The organism is Caulobacter sp. BE254 (assembly GCF_031457295.1).
In the GTDB taxonomy this organism is placed as follows: Bacteria; Pseudomonadota; Alphaproteobacteria; order Caulobacterales; family Caulobacteraceae; genus Caulobacter.
On sequence record NZ_JAVDWJ010000012.1, the window covers coordinates 150,771 to 169,594 of the forward strand.

Below are 18,824 nucleotides of genomic sequence, written 5' to 3' on the forward strand. Positions count from 1 at the left end.
TTCGCGGGATAGGATAGCCCCAACCCGCTCGCGGAGCGCGATCCGTGATCGATTCCTGATTCCGTGACGGGATTATGGTCGCCGGACCTCGTCCGCCACGTTGGCGCGCAGGCGGTTCAGCAGGTTGCGCAGCAGGTCGGTCTCCTGGCCGGTCAGGTCGCCGCGCAGGCGGGCGTCGAAGCGCTCGGCCGTCTGGCGCAGGCGCAGGAACATCGCCCGCCCCTCCGGCGTCAGGGCCACCCGGTGGGCGCGACGGTCGGCATGGTCACGGGTACGGATGATCAGGCCCTGGGCTTCCAGGCCGTTCAGGTGGTGGGTCAGGGTCGGCCCCTGGACGCCGACGGCCAGGGCCAGATCCGCCTGAGGCCGATCGCCGCCGGGCATCAGCGACAGCAGGACCAGCCAGGTCGGCAGCGAACCGCCCGCTTCGTTCATCGCCTCGTCGAAGGCCCGGGCCACGGCCTTGGAGACCTGGGACAGCACGAAGCCGATCGGCGGGGCGGACGGCGGACCTGGGGTGCTCATGACTCGATAGATAGACATCGAATGATTCGATGTCTATCTATATCGCGCCGCCAGAACGGCGGTTCACGAGAGGAGCCCGTCATGAACATCGGATTGATCCTGCTGCTGTCGTTCCACGTGCTGGCCGCCATCTTCTGGGCCGGTACGACCTTCGTCCTGGCCCGGACCGGCGGAGTCGGCATCGAGGCCCTGCGTCGGCCGCAGATCGGCGCGGCCGTCGTCGCCGTGCTGACCGGCGCGGGCCTGGGCGCCTGGGTGCATGGCGGCGCCTTTGGACGCACCGAACAGGTGCTGATGGTCGCCATCATCGCCTCTCTAACCGCCTTGATCGTCCAACTGGCCGACCGGGCGAACCCCGCTCGCAGCCAGCGGATCGCCGCCGGCCTGCTGATGATCGCCGTCGTCGGAATGGTGTCCGCGCGGTACATTGCCTGAGGTCTCAGTCGGCGAAGCAGGGCATGGCGCGACCGTTGTAGGGCTGTGTCACCAAGAGCAGAGTCTGATCCTTATGCTCGACCTGTCGCCAGTTCTCGCCGTCGCGGCGCAATAGCATCGCCTGGGTCTCCTGGCTCCAGCCCTGGGGCAACAGATCGCACGACCGCCAACTGACCAGTGCGAAGCGGTCGCCCGGCCAGAATGCCGCACGGGAATAGGCCGAGCGCAGGACCGAGCGAGGTTTGCCGGGTAGGTACAGAACTGAAGCCGGAACCTTGGCGGCGTCGAGAGCGGCTCCGCAATCGATCGGCGCCACGGCCTTGCGTCCCTGACGCGCCAGTAGCCGGTCGATGAGCTTCCAGCGCCAGCTCCTGGGCTCGAAGGCCTTCGGCGCGCCGATCACCCGCTGAGCGCGGAAGACCTGGTAGGGCAAGGGCGTGTCCCGTGCTCGCAGGACCTCATAGCCCATCCGTTCGTGCTCCAGAGCGGCGATCAGGCGGCACTCGCGAGCGACATGGGCCGACGCGTCCACCGGATCGCGTAGCCCGGCCGCCGACGCCGTCACGCCCGCCGCGCCGATCACCAGCCCGACCACGAACAGCGCCAACCTTGCCATTGTCCCCTCCCCTTGATCCCGGCTCATGGCGCGGGGGCAACCATTGCCCCCAAGGACATCAGTCCGCCCAGCCGCGCTTCTTGGCCTGCTTGTTGCTCATCACGAAGCCGATGACCTTGGCGACGGCCTCGAAGTGCTCGGCGGGGATCTGTTCGTCGACGTCCATCGCGGCGTAGAGGGCGCGGGCCAGGGGCGGGTCTTCCAGCACGTAGACCCCGGCCTCCTCGGCCACGGCGCGGATCCTCAGGGCCAGGTCGTCGACGCCCTTGGCCACGCAGATCGGCGCGGCGGTCTCGCCCTGTTCGTACTTCAGCGCCACGGCGTAGTGGGTCGGGTTCATGACCACGACGGTCGCCTTGGGCACGGCCGCCATCATGCGCTGGCGCGAGCGCTGCATGCGGATCTGCTTCTGCTTGCCCTTGACGTGCGGGTCGCCCTCGGACTGCTTCATCTCGTCCTTGACGTCCTGCAGGCTCATCCGCATGCGCTTGTTGAAGCGGATGCGCTGCCAGAACCAGTCGAAGCCGGCGGTGGCGATCAGGAAGATCAGCACCATCCAGAACAGCTTGGTGCACAGCTTCATCGACATCGGGATGATCGCCCCGACGTCCATGCCGACCAGGTTGGTGATCAGGGCTGCGTCAGGCTTGACCACGAACCAGGCGATGACGCCGGTGACCAGGAACTTCAACGCCGACTTGGCGAACTGCACGAAGCCGTCGGGGCCGAAGATCCGCTGGAGCCCCTTGATCAGGTCCAGCTTCTTCAGGTCCGGCTTGATCTTGTCGGCCGACAGGATGAATCCGGACTGGGCGACGTTGGCCGCCGCGCCCAGCAGGCCCGAGACCACCATCACCAGGATCAAGGCCGGCAAGGCGGCCATGACCGCCGTCCTGGCGATGGCGCGGACGCCGCCCTCGACGTCCATGGTGCCGGCGTGGGCCAGGAAGGGCGTCAGGGACTGGACCATGTCGCGGGTCAGCCAGCCGCCGGCGATGACCACCACGCCGAACGCCCCGGACAGCGAGGCCAGTTGTGAGATGTCGGCGGATTTGGGGACGTCGCCCTTGGCGCGCGCGTCCGACAGCTTCTTGGCTGTTGGTTCTTCTGTCTTTGACGCGTCGTCCTGCTCGTCGGCCATGGCGCGCCCCTAGTTGAACACCGCCAGCAGGTCCCGATAGCGATCGGTCCACACCATGGCGATGCCGCCGAGCGAAAGGCCCAGCAAGGAGAGGCCCAGGATGACGCTGAGCGGCGAGGTGACGAAGAAGATCTGGAACGACGGCATGACCCGGCCGACCAGGCCGGTGGCCAGGTTGAAGACGATCGAGAACACCAGGACCGGGGCCGACAGCTGCAGGCCCAGCTTGAACGAGTCGGCGACCGTGCGCACGGCCAGTTCGGCGGCGTCGCCCACCGGCACCGGGCGGCTGAACGGGAACAGGTCGTAGGACTTGACCATCGCCCCGATGAACAGGTGGTGCAGGTCGGTGACCATGATCAGGGTCAGGCCCAGCATCGACAGGAAGGTGGCCACCGCCGTGCTGGTCTGGGCCCCGGCCGGGTTGGTGGTCTGGGCGAACGACAGGGTGGTCTGCAGCGAGATGATCTCGCCGGCCGTGGTCAGCGAGCTGACGAACAGCTTGAGCACCGCCCCGATCATCAGCCCCACCAGCACCTCGTGCAGCACCGCCCCGCTCATGGCCCCGACGCTGGAGGGCACGGTGACGATCGACTTGGAGACCAGGGGGGCCAGCAGCAGGGCCATCAGCACCGCGAACGACAGCCGGATGCGCGGCGGCACGACATTCTCGCCGATGCCGGGCATCAGCATGACCATCGCGCCGATCCGGGCGAAGACCAGGCCGCCGGCGTAGACCTGCAGAACGGTGGCGAAGCTGTCCAAGCCTTGCCCCCTACATTCCAGCGATCTTGGCGGCGATTTCCTTCATGAAGCCGGACATCAGCGCGCCCATCAGCGGCAGGAACAGCAGCAGGGCCACGAAGATCGCCACGATCTTGGGCGCATAGACCAGGGTGGCCTCCTGGATCTGGGTCAGGGCCTGGAACAGGCCGATGGCCACGCCGACCACCAGGCCAACGATCAGAATCGGCGCGCAGAGCTGCAGGGTCAGCCAGATGGCGTCGCGGCCGACATCCAGGACTTCGGCTCCGCTCATCGGAAGGCCTCTAGGTGACGCGCGTACGCGGGAACTGACGGTGACTCGCACCATCGTCCGTCATGGTTAACAGCCGGTTAGGGAGGATTAACAGAGGGCGGTTGCGCGCGTGGCGAAAGGTCGCCGGGGAAGGCTCTTCCCCCTCTGGGGGAAGACGGCCGCGAAGCGGCCCGTAGGGGGCAAGTGTTCGCCCTCGGTGCGGCTAGCTACTTGCCCCCACCTGACCGCTGCGCGGTCTGTCCGCCCCCATAGGGGGCGGAACGGCGGGCCTGCCCGCCTACTTCGGCTTGCGCGCCGCCTGCACCTCGATCTCCACCAGCATGCCCGGTTGGACCAGCGAAGTGATCTGGCTGGTGATGCGCGAGGGCTTGTTGGGCTGTTCGGCGGTGCCGAAGAAGGTCTTGTAGGCCTCCATCATGCCCATGAAGTCCATCTTGCCGCCCTTGGCCGGGTCGCCCACCAGCAGGACGCGCATCATCACCACGTCGCCCATGGTCGCGCCCTGGCTCTTGAGCGCCTCCTGGATGCGGGTCAGCACGCCCATGGTCTGGGTCTTGGTGTCGCCGAAGGTGGCGGGCAGGGCCGGGTCGCCCTTGGGGTCGAGCGGCGGCGGGGTCATGCCGCTGACATAGATGGTGTCGTAGCCGGCCGGCACGGTGACCACGCTGGCGATCGGCGAGGTCGGCGCGCCGCCCCGGACGATCTCCTGGGCGTGGACGGCGGTTCCGGCGAGGCTGGCGAGAGCGGCGGCGGCGAGGATCAGGCGCTTCATGGTCGTCTCCAGGGACTATCCGTTGCGAAATTCCGGGATGGCGGACGGCGCCCGCGATCCGATGCTCTAGTGGGCCTGCAGGCTGGCGGGCTTCTTCTTGCCGGACTTGAGCTTGGCGCGGGCGGCGGCGATATCGGAGGCGCTGACCGGCTTGCCCTTGTTGCCCCACGAGGTGCGGACATAGGTCAGCACCGAGGCCAGCTCCAGATCGTTCAGGTCGTCCTTGAACGACGGCATGCCGGCCCGGCCGGCCAGGACCGTGGCCATCATCGGGGCCGGATCGCCCTGGACGAACGGGTCGCCGGCCAGGGCCGGGAACGCGCCCTTCACGCCCTTGCCGGTCGTCTGGTGGCAGGCCGAGCAGTTGTCGTTGAACAGGGCCGAAGGGGTGGCGGCGAAGGCGGCCGCCGAGACGGCGGAGGCGGCCAGCACGCCGGCGAGGAAGACGATTGAACGACTCATGGAAACTCCTCAAGCAACCTTTGGACAGGCATAGCGCGACTTCACGCCGTGAGCACGCGGGCGTGCAGCTTGCCGATCTGCTGCCAGGCCGACTCGATGGCCCCCGCCTGCCAGCCGCCCAGATAGGTCAGGTGCTCGCCCGCCAGGTAGATGCGGCCGTCGGGCTCGCACAGCACCGGATAGGCCGCCTTGCGCCCCTCCTCGCCCCACTCGGCCCAGCCGCCCAGATTGAACGGCGCCAGGTGCCAGCTGAACGAGAAGGCGTTCTCGAAGTTCTCGGCGTATTCGGGGAAGATCTTCTGGCCGGCGGCCACGGCGAAGGCCGCGCGCTCGGCCGGCGGCTTGGCGCTGATCTTGGCCGCCTCGCCGCCGAACGCGTAGTAGCCCAGCAGCACGCCCTTCTGGCCCTGCCAGCCGGTGGACGGCAGGGTGATCGTGCCGATGCCGGGCATGTCGTTGTAGATATGGCCGCCGTAGATGTGGTGGTTCTCTTCCCAGAACCGGGTCTTCATCTGCAGGCCGATCTTGTTGACCGGCGCATAGGCCACGCCCGACATCGCCGCCTTGAACGGCTTGGAGAAGTCGGCGTCGATGTTCTTGAGCACGCTGAGCGGGATGGTGCAGACGCAGTAGTCGGCGGTGATCGTGTCCTGCTCGCCGAACTTGTCGGTATAGGTGACCACCACGCCCTTGGGGCCCTGCTTGATCTTGTCGACCACGCAGGAATAGCGGATCAGCGTTCCGACGCGCTTTTCGAAGCCCTTGGCGATCTGGTCCATGCCGCCGACCGGCTGCAGCATGGTGCGCTGCTGCTCGTAGCCGGAGACCGAGCTGAGCACCCGCCAGGCGTTGGAGTGCAGCACGTCCGACAGGCTGTAGGGCGTCGAGGGCTTGCCTGGGCCCGGATCCACGCCGGCTCCGGGATGGACGTCGAAGCCGCGGCCTTCCGTGCCGGTATAGGCCAGGTCGGTGGGCGAGAGGCGGCCCTCGTTGATCATGTAGGCCACGAACAGGTCACGGTCCGCGGCGGTCAGGGGCGCGTCGAGCTGGCCCTTGGAGGCGGCCTTGGCGATCATCTCGGCGGCGTAGCCGCGGACGTCGGCGGCGATCTGGCCCTTGCGGATCGGCTTGCCGGCCAGCGGCCCGTCGCCCTTCTCGAAATAGACATAGGCCGCGTCGTTGTCGTTGACGAAGCTCTCCAGCTGCACGCCGAACAGCTTGGTGTAGTGCAGGGTCGAGCGGTGGTGGTACGGGATCCGCCACGGGCCGTGGTTGATGTACAGCCCCTCGTCGAACTCGCAGGTCTGGTTGTTGCCGACCAGGTCGGTGTGCTGGAAGCCCTTGCGGGCCGTCTGGCAGCGGCCGCCGGCGAAGGACCGGGCCTCGATCACCTGCACCTGGTAGCCGGCCTTGGTCAGTTCGTAGGCCGCGGTCATGCCGGCCAGGCCCGCGCCCAGCACCACGACCTTGGTCCCCTTGGGATCGCCTTCCAGCTTGGGCGGGGCGGTCTGGGCCGAGGCGAAGCCGAAGCCCAGGGCGTCCATGCCGGCCATGGCCAGCGACACGCCGCCGAACGCCGCCAGGCTCTCGAAGAACCGCCGCCGCGTCAGCACGCCGCCCGCCTCGCTCAGGGGCGCGGCCGCCGATTGATCACCCATACTGGTCCCCGATTTTTTCTTGTCGCGAAAACGCCTGCGAGCCAAACGGCCGCCTTGGCTATGTCAGACCAAGCCCGCCCAACGACAATGCGAAAAACTTGTCAGTCTTATGAGAAAACCCTCCGGCGCCATGCCCTTGGGCGCCCGCGGCAAGGCATGTGCGGAGAGCGGGCGGCGTGAAATTTCACGCCAGAAATCAAGATTTCACCGCCGGAAAATCCGTCGACGGACATCGTTGACGAAAACGCAGAAAAGCCGGGCGCGAGGCCCGGCTTTCCTTGTTCGATAACGCCTTCCAGGGATCAGAAGTTGTAGGCGAACTTGGCGTAGTAGTAGCCGCCGTTTAGGCCGTAGGGCGAGATGCTGGAATAGATATCTTGCGCCCCATTGCCATTGTTGGCTTCGTCGTCAATTTCCAAGGCGCTCTTCTTGTTCGGATGTTTATCGAACAGGTTATTAGCGCCGACCGAAATCTTGAATTGATCCATTACGCGCCAATCGACTTCCAGGTCCGTGATGAAAGCCTGCTTGACCTTGTTCGTCCAAAACTTTCCGTCTTTGCCACCGCCGTTGTAGCTGACATCCTCCGACGCCAGTCCGTAATAGGTTTCGTGCAGGTTGATGGTCACCGGTCCGAAGCTGTAGAGAGCGCCGCCAGAAATCTTGTATTCCGGCGAAGCGGTTTCCAGGTCGGAGATCGAGGTCCGGTCGTACAGCAAGGCCCCGCCGAGTTCGGCTGGCGGAGCGGCGATCTTGGTGACCTCGGTCTTGTTGTAGTTGGCCGCCAGGCTCCAATCGACGTGGCCCCAGTCGCCCAAGCTCGTCGGATAGGTGACGACGGCTTCCACGCCGCGGGTGCGGGTGTCCAGACCGTTGGAGAAGATGTTGATGCCGATGAACTCGGCGTCGTCGGAAATCGAATTGCCGGCGGCCTTGATGGCGGCGGCCACGGCCGGATAGTTTTGCGCGCAGCCCGCCGCGCAAAGCGTTCCGCTGCCGGCGATGCGGTCCCTGACTTCGATCTGATAGACGTCGAGCGTCGCTGTCAGGCCGGAAACCGGATGGGTCACGAAGCCGACGCTGTAGTTGGTCGACTTCTCGGGCTTCAGGCCGTTGACGCCGATCAGCTTGGCGGCGGAGGAGTTGGGCGCCAGCTGCACATAGGCCGAGCTTGGCCCGACATTGGTGGCCGAATAGTATTCCTCGGCCAGGGTCGGGGCGCGGAAGCCGGTGCTGGCCGTGCCGCGCAGGGCGAAGGCCGGCGAGAAGTCGTAGCGGCTGGTCAGCTTGGCGACCGTGGTGTCGCCGAAGTCGCTGAAGTGCTCGTAGCGGACGGCGGCGTCCAGTTGCAGGGCCTCCACCGGCTTGACCGCCAGGTCCAGATAGGCCGCGACGTTGTCGCGTTCGTGCTTGCCCGCATCGGTCAGCGAGAAGCCCGGATAGGACTGCGAGCCGCCGATGTAGCGCGAGGCGTATTCGCCGGACTTGATCTTGTAGGTCTCGTGACGCTGCTCGACGCCGAAGGCGACGGTCAGCGGTCCGGCCAGGCCGACGTCGAAGGGACGGCTGACGTCCAGGGTGGTGGTCCACTGGGTGGAGAGGAAGGCGCCGACGTCGAAGGCTGACTGGGTCGAACCATGACCGGGGACGCTCGAATCCGCGAGATAGAGGTCCTTGTTGACCGAGTTGGTGACATTGATGTCGTCGAAGTCGCGGCCGTAGGTCGAGCTCAGGTCCCAGTCCCAGTCGCCGAACACCTTGCCCTTCACGCCGCCGGTGACGGCGTAGTCCTCTTCCTTGATGGTCTCCATCGGGTTGAAGCCCAGCGGATACAGCTGCGGCAGGCGGGTGGGGGTGCGGTAGTTCTCGTAGGCGCCAGCGTATTTGTGGCCGTAGGTGCCGAACGAATAGAGCTCCAGGTCGCCGATCTCGACGCCGCTGTTATAGGCCAGGGTGGTCAGCTGGTAGCGGGCGTCGCCCGAGATCTTGTTGGTGTGCGGATAGCCGGCGAGGATCGTGCTCCAACCGTTGGCGGCGGTGTTTCCGCGGATCACCCGCTGGTCGTCGCCGCCCCAGTCGCTGAAGTCGTGGTAGCGGGTCTCGGCGGTGAGGTTCAGGTAGGAGTTGGCGAACGGCGACAGGCCGATATTGCCCGACACGTTGCCGGTCTTGCCGTCGCCGCCGTAGTAGCGGCCGGCCGTGACGTCCAGCGAGCCGCCGGAGGTGTTCTTCTTCAGGATGATGTTGACCACGCCGGCGATGGCGTCGGTGCCGTACTGAGCCGCGGCGCCGTCGGTCAGCACTTCGATATGGTCGATCGCCGACAGCGGGATGAAGTTCAGGTCGGCCGCCGCGCCGCCCTGGTAGGGTCCGCCCAGGACCGCCAGGTTGGCCGTGCCGTGCCGGCGCTTGCCGTTGATCAGCACCAGGGTGTGGTTGGCGCTCAGGCCGCGAAGCCGGGCCGACAGGGTCAGGGCCGCGGTGTCGCCGCCGAAGGATTGCGCGTTGAACGAGGGAATCGCCTGGGCCAGGGCCGCGATCAGGTCCGGCTTGCCGGCCCGCTTCAGCGACGCGGAATCGACGACCTGGATCGGCGCGGCGCTGTCGACGGCCTTCATGCCGGTGGTGCGCGTGCCGGTGACGATGACCGTCTCGACCTCGGTGGTGGCCGGGTCAGCCGGCGCGTCGGCGGCATAGGCCAGGCTGGCGCTCGCCATGCCGAGCGAAAGAGTTGAGATCCCGGCAAGCAGGATATTCCGCGAACACTTATTCATTAAGATCCCCTGGTGGCGTTACAAACGCGCTGTGGTTTTCGCCGCCTGTGGAATCCCCCGATAGATCTTTTCTTTTTTTGAGTCTGGATGCTGTCAACCGTAGGAAGAATATTTTAAGCGCTGATCACATATACAAGCGGCGGCCGACCGCCGCCGATCGAAGACTTCCTCAGGGGGTAAAGTTCGGCAATAGCCGCTGCGCTTATGGACGCCGGCGCGGCGCCAGATCGGCCCCGGCGCCCCTTTGCGCGGCGCCCACGGCGCCTTTTGGCCGTCTTCTGATCATCGGCTTGGCGTCCGGGCCGCGCGAAAGCCCCTCGCGGCCCTGAAACAGGACGAGCCGGACGCGAACGCCCGGCTCGAGGATCTGGTCCGATCGCGGTCCAGACATCCGAACCGTGGACGCCAGGACCGCTCCGGAGCCTAGAAGCTGTAGGTGACCTTGCCGTAATAGTAGCCGCCGTTGATGCCGAAGGGCGAGAACGAGGGGAACTGGGTGACGAAGCCGTTGCTGTTGTTCTTCAGGTAGTGCTCGCGCAGCAGACCGTTGATCCGATTGGGATAGCGGTTGAGCAGGTTGTTGGCCCCAATGGACACCTTCACGCTCGGCAGCACCTGGTAGCCCAGGTCCAGGTCGGTGATCAGCGCCGTCTTGACGGTGGTCCTCATCAGCGCCGGCGAACCGCTGTCGTTGCTCAGGCCCGAAGACTTGCCGTAGACGCTCTCCTTCAGGTTCATCGAGAACTTGCCGAGGGTCCAATAGGCGCCCGCGATGATCTTGAACTTGGGCGAGGTGTCTTCCAGGTTGGCGATCGCAATGGCGTCGAACAGGGTCAATTTCGGATCCAGGCCCGGTGGGTTGGGCGCGATCTTGGTCACTTCGGTCTTGTTGTAGCTGGCGCTCAACGACCAATCGACCCGACCCCAGTCGTCGAAATCGCTGTAGTAGGTCGAGACGAAATCGATTCCGCGGGTGCGCGTGTCCAGGCCGTTGACGAACATGTTGGCGCCGACGCTGTAGGTCGCGTTGCTGCGGATCGAGGGATCCACGTTGACGCCGTTCGCCGCGAGGGCGGCGACGACCGCCGGCGAGACGATGCCATTCGTCACTTGCTTCGTGGTTTTGGCGCCCGTGACCGGGTCGGTAACGGTCTGGGTGACGACGTTCTCGCCGTACAGCGTGCCCGAGCTGACGATGCGGTTCTTGATGGTGATCTGGTAGGCGTCCAGCGTCATCGTCAGCTTGGGCGCCAGATGGGTGACCAGACCGATGCTGAAGTTGTTCGACTTCTCGGGCTTCAGGCCGTTGATGCCCAGCAGGCTGGCGCCCGGCGAGTTCGGCGGCAGTTGGCCGCTGATCGAACTGGGCGAAACGTTGATGCCTGAATAGTACGACTCCGCCAGGGTCGGGGCCCGGAAGCCCGTGCTGGCCGTGCCGCGCACGGCGATGGCCGGCGAGAAGTCGTAGCGACCGGTCAGCTTGGCGACCGTGGTGTCGCCGAAGTCGCTGAAGTCCTCGTAGCGGACCGCGGCGTCCAGCTTCAGCGCCTCGACCGGGCTAACCGCCAGGTCGACATAGACGGCCTTGTTGTTGCGCTTGTGCTTGCCGGCGTTGACCGGCGCGAAGCCGAAATACGACTGCGAACCGCCGCCATAGTAGGTGGCCGGGTCGCCCGCCGTGATCTCGTAGCTTTCCTTGCGATACTCGGCGCCCGCCGCGAAGGTCATCGGACCGGCCAGGCCGACCTCGAAGTCGTGGCTGACGTCGAGGGTGTTGCTCCATTGGGTGTTGATGAAGCCGCCCGCATGGATGTCCGTGGGCGAATAGCCCTTGGTCGTCGTCGTCGAGGTGTCGGCGTAGAGCGACGCATTGGCGGTATCCAGGACGTTGACCGAGTCGTCGTCCTTTCCGTAGGTCGAGCTCAGGTCCCAGTTCCAGGCGTTGGTCACGCCGCTGACGCCGCCGGTGACGGCGTAGTCGGTCTCGGTGATCGACTCCTTGGGATCGAAGCCCAGCGGGTACGGAATGTCGGTCGCCATCTTGCCCTTGACCACGTTGGGCAGGCGGTAGTTCTCGTGGGCGGCGCTCCATTTGCGGCCGATGGTGCCGAAGCTGTAGGCCTCGATGTCGGGCGTGATCTCGTAGCCGGCGTTGTAGGCCAGCACCGTCTGGCGGTACTGGGCGTCGCCGGCGATGCGGTTCACATAGGGCCAGTTCGGCGCGTTGACGACCTGCGGATAGCTCTTGGCCGGACTGTTGGTGGCGCCGGTGTTGTAGGGCGTGTTCACCACGCGCGGGTCGTAGTCGCCGCGGAAGCTGTAGCCGTGGTACTTGGTCTCGCCGGTCAGGTTCAGGTACGACTTGTCGGTCGGGGCGATGCCGATATTGGCGGTGAAATCGCCCGTCGTGCCGCCGCCGTCGATATAACCGCCGCCGTTGATGATGACCTCGCCGCCCGAGGTGGCCTTCTTCTGGATGATGTTGATGACGCCGGCGATGGCGTCGGTGCCATATTGAGCGGCCGCGCCTTCCAGCAGCACCTCGATGTGGTCGACCGAGGCCAGGGGGATGAAGTTCAGGTCAGCGGCCGCGCCGCCCTGATAGGCTCCACCGAGAACGGCGAGGTTGGCCGTGCCGTGACGGCGTTTTCCGTTCAGCAGGACCAGGGTGTGGTTGGGGCTGATGCCGCGCAGCTTGGCCGACAGGGTCAGGGCGGCGGTGTCGCCACCGAAGGCCTGGGCGTTGAACGACGGGACGTTCTGGGCCAAGGCCTGGATCATGTCCGGCTGGCCGGTCTTCTTGAGGATGTCGGCGCCCAGGACCGTGATCGGCGCGGGGCTGTCGACGGCCTTCATGCCGGTGGTGCGCGTCCCGGTGACGATGACGGCCTCGAGCTCGGCCGTGTCCGGCGAAGGCTCGGGGGCCTCGGCGGCATAAGCATTGACACCATAAGCAAAGATCATGCTGACAGCGGACACCCCGGAAAACAGGATGCTACGCGAACGGTTATTCATTCATACCCCCTCATGCGCTATCTAAGCGCGATTGTTTTCTCCTCTCTGGCGTTTCCCGTTAAGCGTGTTCTTTTTGGTTTGCACGAATACTCTGAATTCACGTCGATGACGCGATTGAAACATTTCGTCGAAGCTGAAATTTCTGCAAGCGCCGCAACCGTCGTCGGATCGTCACGGACGTCCTGAGAGGCTTCGGCGCCCCTTTGGACGGCGCCGGCCACGATTTTTGTGCAATGCGATGGTCACGATTGGGGCGCCTTTGCGGCGGCCTGAAAGCCTTCTCAGGGGATGACGACGGCCCGCCCGGCCCGTTTGCCGTCGGCCGAGCGGGCCCGCACCTCGACCTTGCCGGCGACCGGCGTGTCGGGCGCATAGGGCCGCCAGGCGCCGCCATCGACGCGGTACTCGATCGGCAAGCCGGGGAACTCGACATTGGCCCGCAACCGGCCGTTCTCGACCACCGCCCCGACCGTCGGGATGCGATAGGCCACGCCCGCCGCGTCCAGCCTGGCCAGCTCGCGCCCGCCCAGCAGGTTAGCGAAGGCGGCCCAGTCGGCGTCGCGCCGGGCCCGCATGTCGGCCGTGAAGGCCCCGGTCGTGGAGTCGTAGGCCTTGCCGGGCGTATAGGGCGTTTCCCAGCTGGCGCCGTGCCAGGCCCGCTCGGCCAGGGCCAGCAGGCGCGGATACAGCATGTAGTCGACCTGGGCGTCCGAACGGATCGTCTCGCTCCACAGCTGGCCCTGCAGCCCGTCGAAGCGCACGCCGGGCTCCAGCGGGTGGTCGTCCTTGGAAGCCTGGGGCCTGCCCTGCAGGTCGGGCCACAGCTCGGCGTGGGCCGGCAGGTTCTCGGGCATGAAGTCGAACACCTTGCGGGTGTCGGTGGCGCGCGAGGGCCAGTCGTAGCCGCGCTCCTTGGGGTCGGCGGCTTGGGGGCTGTCGAAGTACAGGACCTCGGGGGTGGAGATCACCACCTCCCAGCCCTGGTTGGCCTGGACGTGGGCGCTGGCCGGTCCCTCGCCGGCCAGGGCGCCCCAATTGTTGGAATGGACCTTGGCCGGCATGCGGTCGGGCTTGGCGTGGCTCATGCCGTCGCTCCAGCCGGCCACCACCACGCCCCGCGCCGCCAGCAGGGCCGAGACCTTCTCGATGAAGTGGCCGCTCAGGTCGGCCGGCTTGACCCCGGTCCTGGCTTCGTAGGCCGCGCAGGCCGGCGAGGCGCTCCAGGCGCCCGGGGTCTCGTCGGCGCCGATGTGGTAGCGGGTCAGCGGCTGGCCGGCGGCGGCGTGCAGGGCGGCCATCTCGTCCACCACCTTGCCGAGGAAGGCGTAGGCGCTGTCCAGGCAGACATTGATGGTGTTGTCGTCATAGTGCTGGATGCTGCTGTAGACCGAGGCGTTGGCGGCCTCGCTCAGCAGGTAGCGGCCGGCCTCGACCTCCGGCCTGCCCTCGGCGCGCAGCCTGGCCGCGCGGGCCTCCATCGCCTTGATCGCCGCCCGCGAATGGCCCGGCATGTCGAACGACGGAATCACCTGGATATGCCGCGCCTGGGCCGCGCGAACGATCTCGATGTAGTCGGCGCGGGAATAGAAGCCGTTGACAGGGGTCGACGGGTCCGGCCCCGAGCCGAGTTGCGGCAGCAGGCAGGTCCGCTCGGTCAGGTCGTGGCAACGGCGCGAACCGATGTCGGTCAGCTCCGGCAGGCCGGCGATCTCGACCCGCCAGCCCTCATCGTCGGCCAGGTGCAGGTGCAGGCGGTTCAGCTTGTAGGCCGCCATCTGGTCGAGGATGGCCAGGATCTCGGCCTTGGAATGGAAGTTGCGGGCCACGTCAATGTGCAGGCCGCGGAAGTCGAAGCGCGGGGCGTCGTCGATGGCCAGCAACGGGACCGTACGGTGGGCGTCGACCAGCTGGGCCAGCGAGGCCAGGCCATTGGCCGCGCCTTCGGGGTCCGAGGCGAGGATCTGGATCCGGTCCGCCCGGATCGCCAGCTGGTAGCCGCCGGCCGCCAGCTTCTCGGCGGGCGCCAGCCGGATCCGCAGGGGGACGCCGGCGGCTGCCTCTCCCGCCCCAGCCTTGGCCAGGTGCGCCAGGCCCGCCGCCAGGGCCGGGCGCGCAACGCCGCTGATCGAAACCTTCACCCCGCGCGACAGGTCCAGCGCGCCGCCGCCCGGATCCAGCCGGGTCCGCAGCGGCGTGGGCAGGACGGCGCCGCGCGGGATCGGTTGGACGCGGCCCCCGGCGGCGGCGTTGACGGCGAAGACCCTGGGCGCGGTGGCCCACACCGTCGCGTCGGCCGCCGAGCCGCCGGCCAGTCGGGCCTCGTCGGTGAACGGCGCCACGAACGGCAGGCTCTCCAGCCCGGTCTCGGGATCGACGACGGGCCGGGTGCTGGCGATGGTCCGCGCCGCCACGCCCTCGGCCGCCACATAGTAGTTGGGCATCGGGTAGAGCTCGGACAGCTGGTGGCCTTCCAGCTTCAGGGGGATGCGGATCGGCCGTCCGAGCGCGAAGCCGCCGAAGGCCGCCGTCGGCGCCAGGCGATAGAGGTCGCCGTTGATGTGGGTCAGGGCGAAGGCGTCGCTGTCGGCGTTCAGGATCGGGGTGACGCTGCTGAAATACAGCGACCAGCCGGCGGCCGGGGCTTGCGGCGCGGCCAGGGTCAGTTCGGCCAGGTGGCATGCCAGGGCCGGCGCGCAGGCGGCGGGACCGGGGCGGTTGTCGAGCACCGCATAGCGGACGTCGAGCGTGGCGGCGAAGCGATCGAGCTGGGCCTGCCTGGGCTGGGCGTGGGCGCCCGTGGCGGCGAGGGCCAAGGCGGTGAGCGCGATCAGGCGTCGTGGCATGGAGCCTCCCCGGGATTCGCCAGACCCTAACCCTCGCCGTCGAAGTCCGTCATCCCCGACGTGTTCGGGAGACCCTTAGCAGCCCGGCCCCGCCCCCAGCGGCAGGCAGCGCCCGTCGACGTCGGCCGGGATCGGCACGCCGGTCACCGCCGCGAGGGTCGGGGCGATGTCGACGGTCTCGATCGGCAGCACGCGCTCGCGCGCCGGGCCGCCCTTCCACCAGAACAGGATCGGCACCCGGCGGTCGTAGTTCCACGGGCTGCCGTGACTGGCGACATAGGTCGCCCCCGCCGAGGCCGGGGTCTGGTAGGGCTGGAAGGCCACCAGGATGTCGCCGACCCGGCCGGGATAAGCGCTGCGGCGCATGCGTTCGGCGACGCTGATCTCGTCCGGCGGCGTCCCCCGGGGCGGCGGGGCGGCGGTGACCAGGGCGTCAGCGTCATAGGCCGCGAACACCTCCGGCCGCTTGGCCAGGACGGCCAGGGCGGCGGCGGTGATCCGGGCGTGGTCGACGGCGGTGGGCGCCTTGCCGTCGGCCCCGACCACGTACAGCGACTCGACGCCGCCGGCCTGGACCAGCGGATCGTAGGCCAACTGCAGTTGGCCGCGCACGGCGGCGTTGATGTCCTTCAGCCACTGGACGGGCGGTACGCGGCCGGCGCCGTAGCCCTGCTGGACCAGGCGCTCGGGAAAGTCCGACCCGCCGTGGTCGGCGGTCAGCACGACCAGCACCTGGCCCTTGACCTTGTCCAGGCTGTCGAGGAACGCGCCCAGACGGTCGTCCAGCCGCATCAGGTGGTCGCACATCTCCGGCCCCTTGGTCCCGAAGCGGTGGCCGATGAAGTCGGTGGCCGACAGGCTGATGGCCAGGACGTCGGTGGCCTCGCCGTCGCCCAGCTTGAACTGGTCGCGCAGCATCTGGGCCGCATCGAGCGTCACCCGGTCGGTATAGGGGCTGACCGCCAGGTCGTCGGTCGCCGCCGCGGCGTCCTTCGGCGCGGGGCGAGGCAGGGCCGCGCGCCAGGCCCGGCCGCCGGTGACATAGTCGTCCTCCAGGGCCGCGCAGCGCTTGTCGCCATAGGTCCAGGTGAACGGGTGCGCCTTCTGGTCGGCGACCAGCTTGGCGTTGAACGCCGCCACCGGCGCCAGCCGGGCCTTGGCGTCCTGGCCGGGCTCGACCCAGGTGGTCATGCCGAAACGCGTCTCCAGCCAGAACACCCCGTCGCCCTGGTGGCCGGCCATGTTGATCGCCCCGCGATCCTTGCCCGACACCGCATAGACCCGGCTCGCGGGCGACACCGCCTTGAGCCAGTCGCCATAGGTGGCGGCCATCAGCAGCTTGGGGCTGACCAACCGGCCGCCGCCCGACGGGTCGTTGGCCAGGGTCACCGACGGGTCGGCCAGGCAATAGGTCTTCTGGCCGGTCGCCAGGTCGTAGAAGTCGTTGGCGACGATGCCGGTCTTGTTGGGCGACTTGCCGGTCAGCAGGGTGGAGTGGCCGGGGCAGGTCTCGGTCATGCCGTGCGACTGGTAGCCGCTGGGATAGACCGTCCCTTGCCGCGCCAGCCGCCCCAGGCCGCCGTGGAAGTCGGCGCGGTACTGCTCGAACAGGCTGGCGCCGAACTGGTCGATCGAGATCACCACCACCAGCTTGGGCCTGGGCGCCTGGACCGGCGCGGCGAGGGCTGGCGAGAGGGGGGCGGCGAGGACGGCGGCGATCAGGCCCGCCGCGGCGACGGATTTGGACAAGCTGAACATGGCCGCCAACAAGCATCGTCACAAAACCGTCGCAAGCCGGAACTGACGCGGATCCGGCCTTTTCACCTAGACCGGGACGTGGCTGACGAACTCGATCAGGCGGCCGTCCGGATCGTGGGCGAAGCCGGCATAGTAGTGCGGATGGATCTGCGGCAGCACGGCCGGGGCCCGCTCCTGCACGCCGCCGTACTGGCCGGACCGGACATAGGCGCGGTCGACGGCGGCGCGGTCGGCGGCCAGAAAGGCGTAGTGCACGTCGATCGACGGCTCGCCCTCGACGATCCAGAAGTCGAGGCGGCCGCCGTTCGAGCCGAAGCCCTTCTTTGGGCCGTCGACGACCAGGCGATAGCCGGTGGGCTCCAGGACCTGCCGGTAGAAGGCCACGCAGTCGTCGAGACGGCGGGTGCGGATTTCCAGGTGATCGAGCAAGGGAGCGGCCTTTCAGGGGAGCGGTGAAACGACGCCATGACGTGTAGCCGCGCCACTGCGGCGTTTGGCGGCGAAGATCAGCGCCACAACGCGGAAATTCGGCGTTCCAAGGCGTGGATCTGGCTTAGGCTCGGGGCCATGAAACTCGACCGCTTCGATCGCCAGCTGCTGAACCTGGTCCAGGAGGACGCCGGCCGCACGTCGGAAGACCTGGCCCAGCGCGTAGCCTTGTCGCCCTCGGCCGTGCAGCGCCGCCTGCGCAAGCTGAAGGAAGCCGGCGTCATCGTCCGCCACACCGCCGTGCTGGAGCCGCGCAAGGTGGGCCGGCCGACCTTCTTCATCGTCTCGCTGGAGATCGAGCGCGACCGGCCCGAACTGCTGACTCAGCTGCGCGCCTGGCTGGCCGGCCAGGAACACGTACAGCAGGCCTTCTACGTGACCGGCGAGGCCGACTTCGTCCTGGTGGTCACCGCCCCCGACACCGAGACCTACGACGCTCTGATGGCCCGGCTGGCCACCGAGAACCCCAACGTCCGCAAGTTCACCACCAACGTGGCCCTGGGCGTGGTCAAGCGCGGGCTGACGATCCCGGTGTCGCTGGAAGAGGATTAGGGTCGGGCGCCTGTGAGACAGGGCGGCGCCCAAAATCCGTATTCAGAATGTCGGCGTCAGCGTCGCTTGAGCGTCCTTGGAACATCAAGGCCGTCCGCTCGCGCTCTCCGAGCGAATTCCCACCGCCCCAGTTTGGAAAAGACCACAGGAGATAGAAGTGTCCGCATCAGTGCTCTTTATGTCCATGTCCCTGGACGGGTACATCGCCGGGCCCAACGATGACGTGGGCAATCCCGGCGGCGACGACTTCATGCGGCTGCACGCGTGGTACGGGGATTTTTCCCGGCCGACCGGACCGGTCGGACAATTGTGGGACGAATGGAACGCCCCAGGCGCCATTCTGGCGGGTCGGCGAACCGTGGAGCAGGTCGATCACTGGGGCGGTGACAATCAGGGCGTCCCGATCTTCGTACCCAGTCACAGGCCGCCCGGGCCATCCGTCGCGAACTATCCCTTGGTCAAATATGTGAGCGACGGGATCACGAGCGCCATGGCGCAGGCGAAGGCCGCCGCCGGGGACCGGGACGTGCTGATGCTTGGGGCGTATACGGCGCAACGGGCGCTGGAAGCCGGCGCGCTCGACGAACTGCAAATACACCAGGTTCCAGTCCTGTTCGGATCTGGCCGCCGACTGTTCGACGTCTTACCGTCGCGCGTCGAGTTGGAGATCGTTCGGGTGATCGATACGCCCGAGGCCACGCACATCCGCTACCGCGTCCGCCGCTGATCCCGCCGACCCAGCCGT

General features: G+C 67.4%; 16 protein-coding genes. 3 read left to right on the forward strand and 13 right to left on the reverse strand.

The features are described from left to right. Positions 1-72: 72 nt before the first annotated feature. Positions 73-543, reverse strand: coding sequence for a MarR family winged helix-turn-helix transcriptional regulator (locus J2X41_RS19620; RefSeq protein WP_310084651.1), 471 nt, complete (start codon positions 541-543; stop codon positions 73-75). A gap of 63 nt (positions 544-606) precedes the next feature. Between J2X41_RS19620 and J2X41_RS19625 the strand changes: the two genes are divergently transcribed. Then, a complete protein-coding gene (locus J2X41_RS19625; protein WP_310084653.1) occupies positions 607-960 on the forward strand; it encodes a hypothetical protein in 354 nt (117 codons plus the stop codon). Between the two features lie 4 nt (positions 961-964). Here J2X41_RS19625 and J2X41_RS19630 read toward each other — a convergent pair whose 3' ends face one another. From J2X41_RS19630 to J2X41_RS19685, 12 genes are all read right to left on the reverse strand, one after another. After that, positions 965-1,567 (reverse strand): hypothetical protein, encoded by a 603-nt coding sequence (locus tag J2X41_RS19630; protein ID WP_310084654.1) that lies wholly within the window; start codon positions 1,565-1,567, stop codon positions 965-967. 67 nt (positions 1,568-1,634) lie between these two features. Next, a complete protein-coding gene (gene flhB, locus J2X41_RS19635; protein WP_310084658.1) occupies positions 1,635-2,717 on the reverse strand; it encodes a flagellar biosynthesis protein FlhB in 1,083 nt (360 codons plus the stop codon). A 9-nt stretch (positions 2,718-2,726) separates the two neighbouring features. After that, on the reverse strand, positions 2,727-3,482 hold the full coding sequence (gene fliR / locus J2X41_RS19640; RefSeq protein ID WP_310084662.1) for a flagellar biosynthetic protein FliR: 756 nt from the start codon (positions 3,480-3,482) through the stop codon (positions 2,727-2,729). A gap of 10 nt (positions 3,483-3,492) precedes the next feature. Continuing rightward, entirely contained in the window at positions 3,493-3,756 is a 264-nt protein-coding gene (fliQ, locus tag J2X41_RS19645; RefSeq protein WP_056758903.1) for a flagellar biosynthesis protein FliQ, read from the reverse strand. A gap of 277 nt (positions 3,757-4,033) precedes the next feature. Beyond that, positions 4,034-4,528 carry a RidA family protein gene (locus J2X41_RS19650; RefSeq protein ID WP_310084665.1) on the reverse strand — a complete coding sequence of 165 codons (495 nt, stop codon included), beginning with the start codon at positions 4,526-4,528 and terminating at the stop codon, positions 4,034-4,036. Positions 4,529-4,594: 66 nt separating this feature from the next. Continuing rightward, entirely contained in the window at positions 4,595-4,990 is a 396-nt protein-coding gene (locus J2X41_RS19655; protein WP_310084667.1) for a cytochrome c, read from the reverse strand. Positions 4,991-5,031: 41 nt separating this feature from the next. Further along, entirely contained in the window at positions 5,032-6,648 is a 1,617-nt protein-coding gene (locus J2X41_RS19660) for an FAD-dependent oxidoreductase (RefSeq protein ID WP_310084669.1), read from the reverse strand. A 302-nt stretch (positions 6,649-6,950) separates the two neighbouring features. Further along, positions 6,951-9,365, reverse strand: coding sequence for a TonB-dependent receptor (locus J2X41_RS19665; protein ID WP_310084672.1), 2,415 nt, complete (start codon positions 9,363-9,365; stop codon positions 6,951-6,953). Between the two features lie 480 nt (positions 9,366-9,845). Then, complete coding sequence (locus tag J2X41_RS19670; protein WP_310084674.1) at positions 9,846-12,386, reverse strand: TonB-dependent receptor domain-containing protein; 2,541 nt, start codon at positions 12,384-12,386, stop codon at positions 9,846-9,848. A gap of 332 nt (positions 12,387-12,718) precedes the next feature. Then, a complete protein-coding gene (locus J2X41_RS19675) occupies positions 12,719-15,280 on the reverse strand; it encodes a family 20 glycosylhydrolase (protein WP_310084677.1) in 2,562 nt (853 codons plus the stop codon). A gap of 75 nt (positions 15,281-15,355) precedes the next feature. Next, positions 15,356-17,038: an alkaline phosphatase family protein gene (locus tag J2X41_RS19680; protein ID WP_310084679.1), complete on the reverse strand. Its 1,683-nt coding sequence runs from the start codon at positions 17,036-17,038 to the stop codon at positions 15,356-15,358. 66 nt (positions 17,039-17,104) lie between these two features. Then, positions 17,105-17,467 (reverse strand): VOC family protein, encoded by a 363-nt coding sequence (locus tag J2X41_RS19685; protein ID WP_028041637.1) that lies wholly within the window; start codon positions 17,465-17,467, stop codon positions 17,105-17,107. Between the two features lie 138 nt (positions 17,468-17,605). On the opposite strand from J2X41_RS19685, the gene J2X41_RS19690 reads away from it, so the two are divergent. Both J2X41_RS19690 and J2X41_RS19695 read left to right on the forward strand, forming a co-directional pair. Then, positions 17,606-18,079, forward strand: a complete 474-nt coding sequence (locus tag J2X41_RS19690) for an Lrp/AsnC family transcriptional regulator (RefSeq protein ID WP_310084682.1) — start codon at positions 17,606-17,608, stop codon at positions 18,077-18,079. Positions 18,080-18,236: 157 nt separating this feature from the next. Further along, positions 18,237-18,806: a dihydrofolate reductase family protein gene (locus J2X41_RS19695; protein WP_310084684.1), complete on the forward strand. Its 570-nt coding sequence runs from the start codon at positions 18,237-18,239 to the stop codon at positions 18,804-18,806. The last annotated feature ends 18 nt before the right edge of the window (positions 18,807-18,824 follow it).

Bases quoted from the DNA above. Each gene is read 5' to 3' on its own strand.
- J2X41_RS19655 (WP_310084667.1), bottom strand. From the start codon at position 4,990: ATGAGTCGTTCAATCGTCTTCCTCGCCGGCGTGCTGGCCGCCTCCGCC.
- J2X41_RS19620 (WP_310084651.1), bottom strand. From the start codon at position 543: ATGTCTATCTATCGAGTCATGAGCACCCCAGGTCCGCCGTCCGCCCCG.
- fliQ (WP_056758903.1), bottom strand. From the start codon at position 3,756: ATGAGCGGAGCCGAAGTCCTGGATGTCGGCCGCGACGCCATCTGGCTG.
- J2X41_RS19670 (WP_310084674.1), bottom strand. From the start codon at position 12,386: ATGATCTTTGCTTATGGTGTCAATGCTTATGCCGCCGAGGCCCCCGAG.
- J2X41_RS19665 (WP_310084672.1), bottom strand. From the start codon at position 9,365: ATGGCGAGCGCCAGCCTGGCCTATGCCGCCGACGCGCCGGCTGACCCG.
- J2X41_RS19625 (WP_310084653.1), top strand. From the start codon at position 607: ATGAACATCGGATTGATCCTGCTGCTGTCGTTCCACGTGCTGGCCGCC.
- J2X41_RS19650 (WP_310084665.1), bottom strand. From the start codon at position 4,528: ATGAAGCGCCTGATCCTCGCCGCCGCCGCTCTCGCCAGCCTCGCCGGA.
- J2X41_RS19680 (WP_310084679.1), bottom strand. From the start codon at position 17,038: ATGTTCAGCTTGTCCAAATCCGTCGCCGCGGCGGGCCTGATCGCCGCC.
- J2X41_RS19675 (WP_310084677.1), bottom strand. From the start codon at position 15,280: ATGCCACGACGCCTGATCGCGCTCACCGCCTTGGCCCTCGCCGCCACG.
- flhB (WP_310084658.1), bottom strand. From the start codon at position 2,717: ATGGCCGACGAGCAGGACGACGCGTCAAAGACAGAAGAACCAACAGCC.
- J2X41_RS19660 (WP_310084669.1), bottom strand. From the start codon at position 6,648: ATGGGTGATCAATCGGCGGCCGCGCCCCTGAGCGAGGCGGGCGGCGTG.
- J2X41_RS19690 (WP_310084682.1), top strand. From the start codon at position 17,606: ATGAAACTCGACCGCTTCGATCGCCAGCTGCTGAACCTGGTCCAGGAG.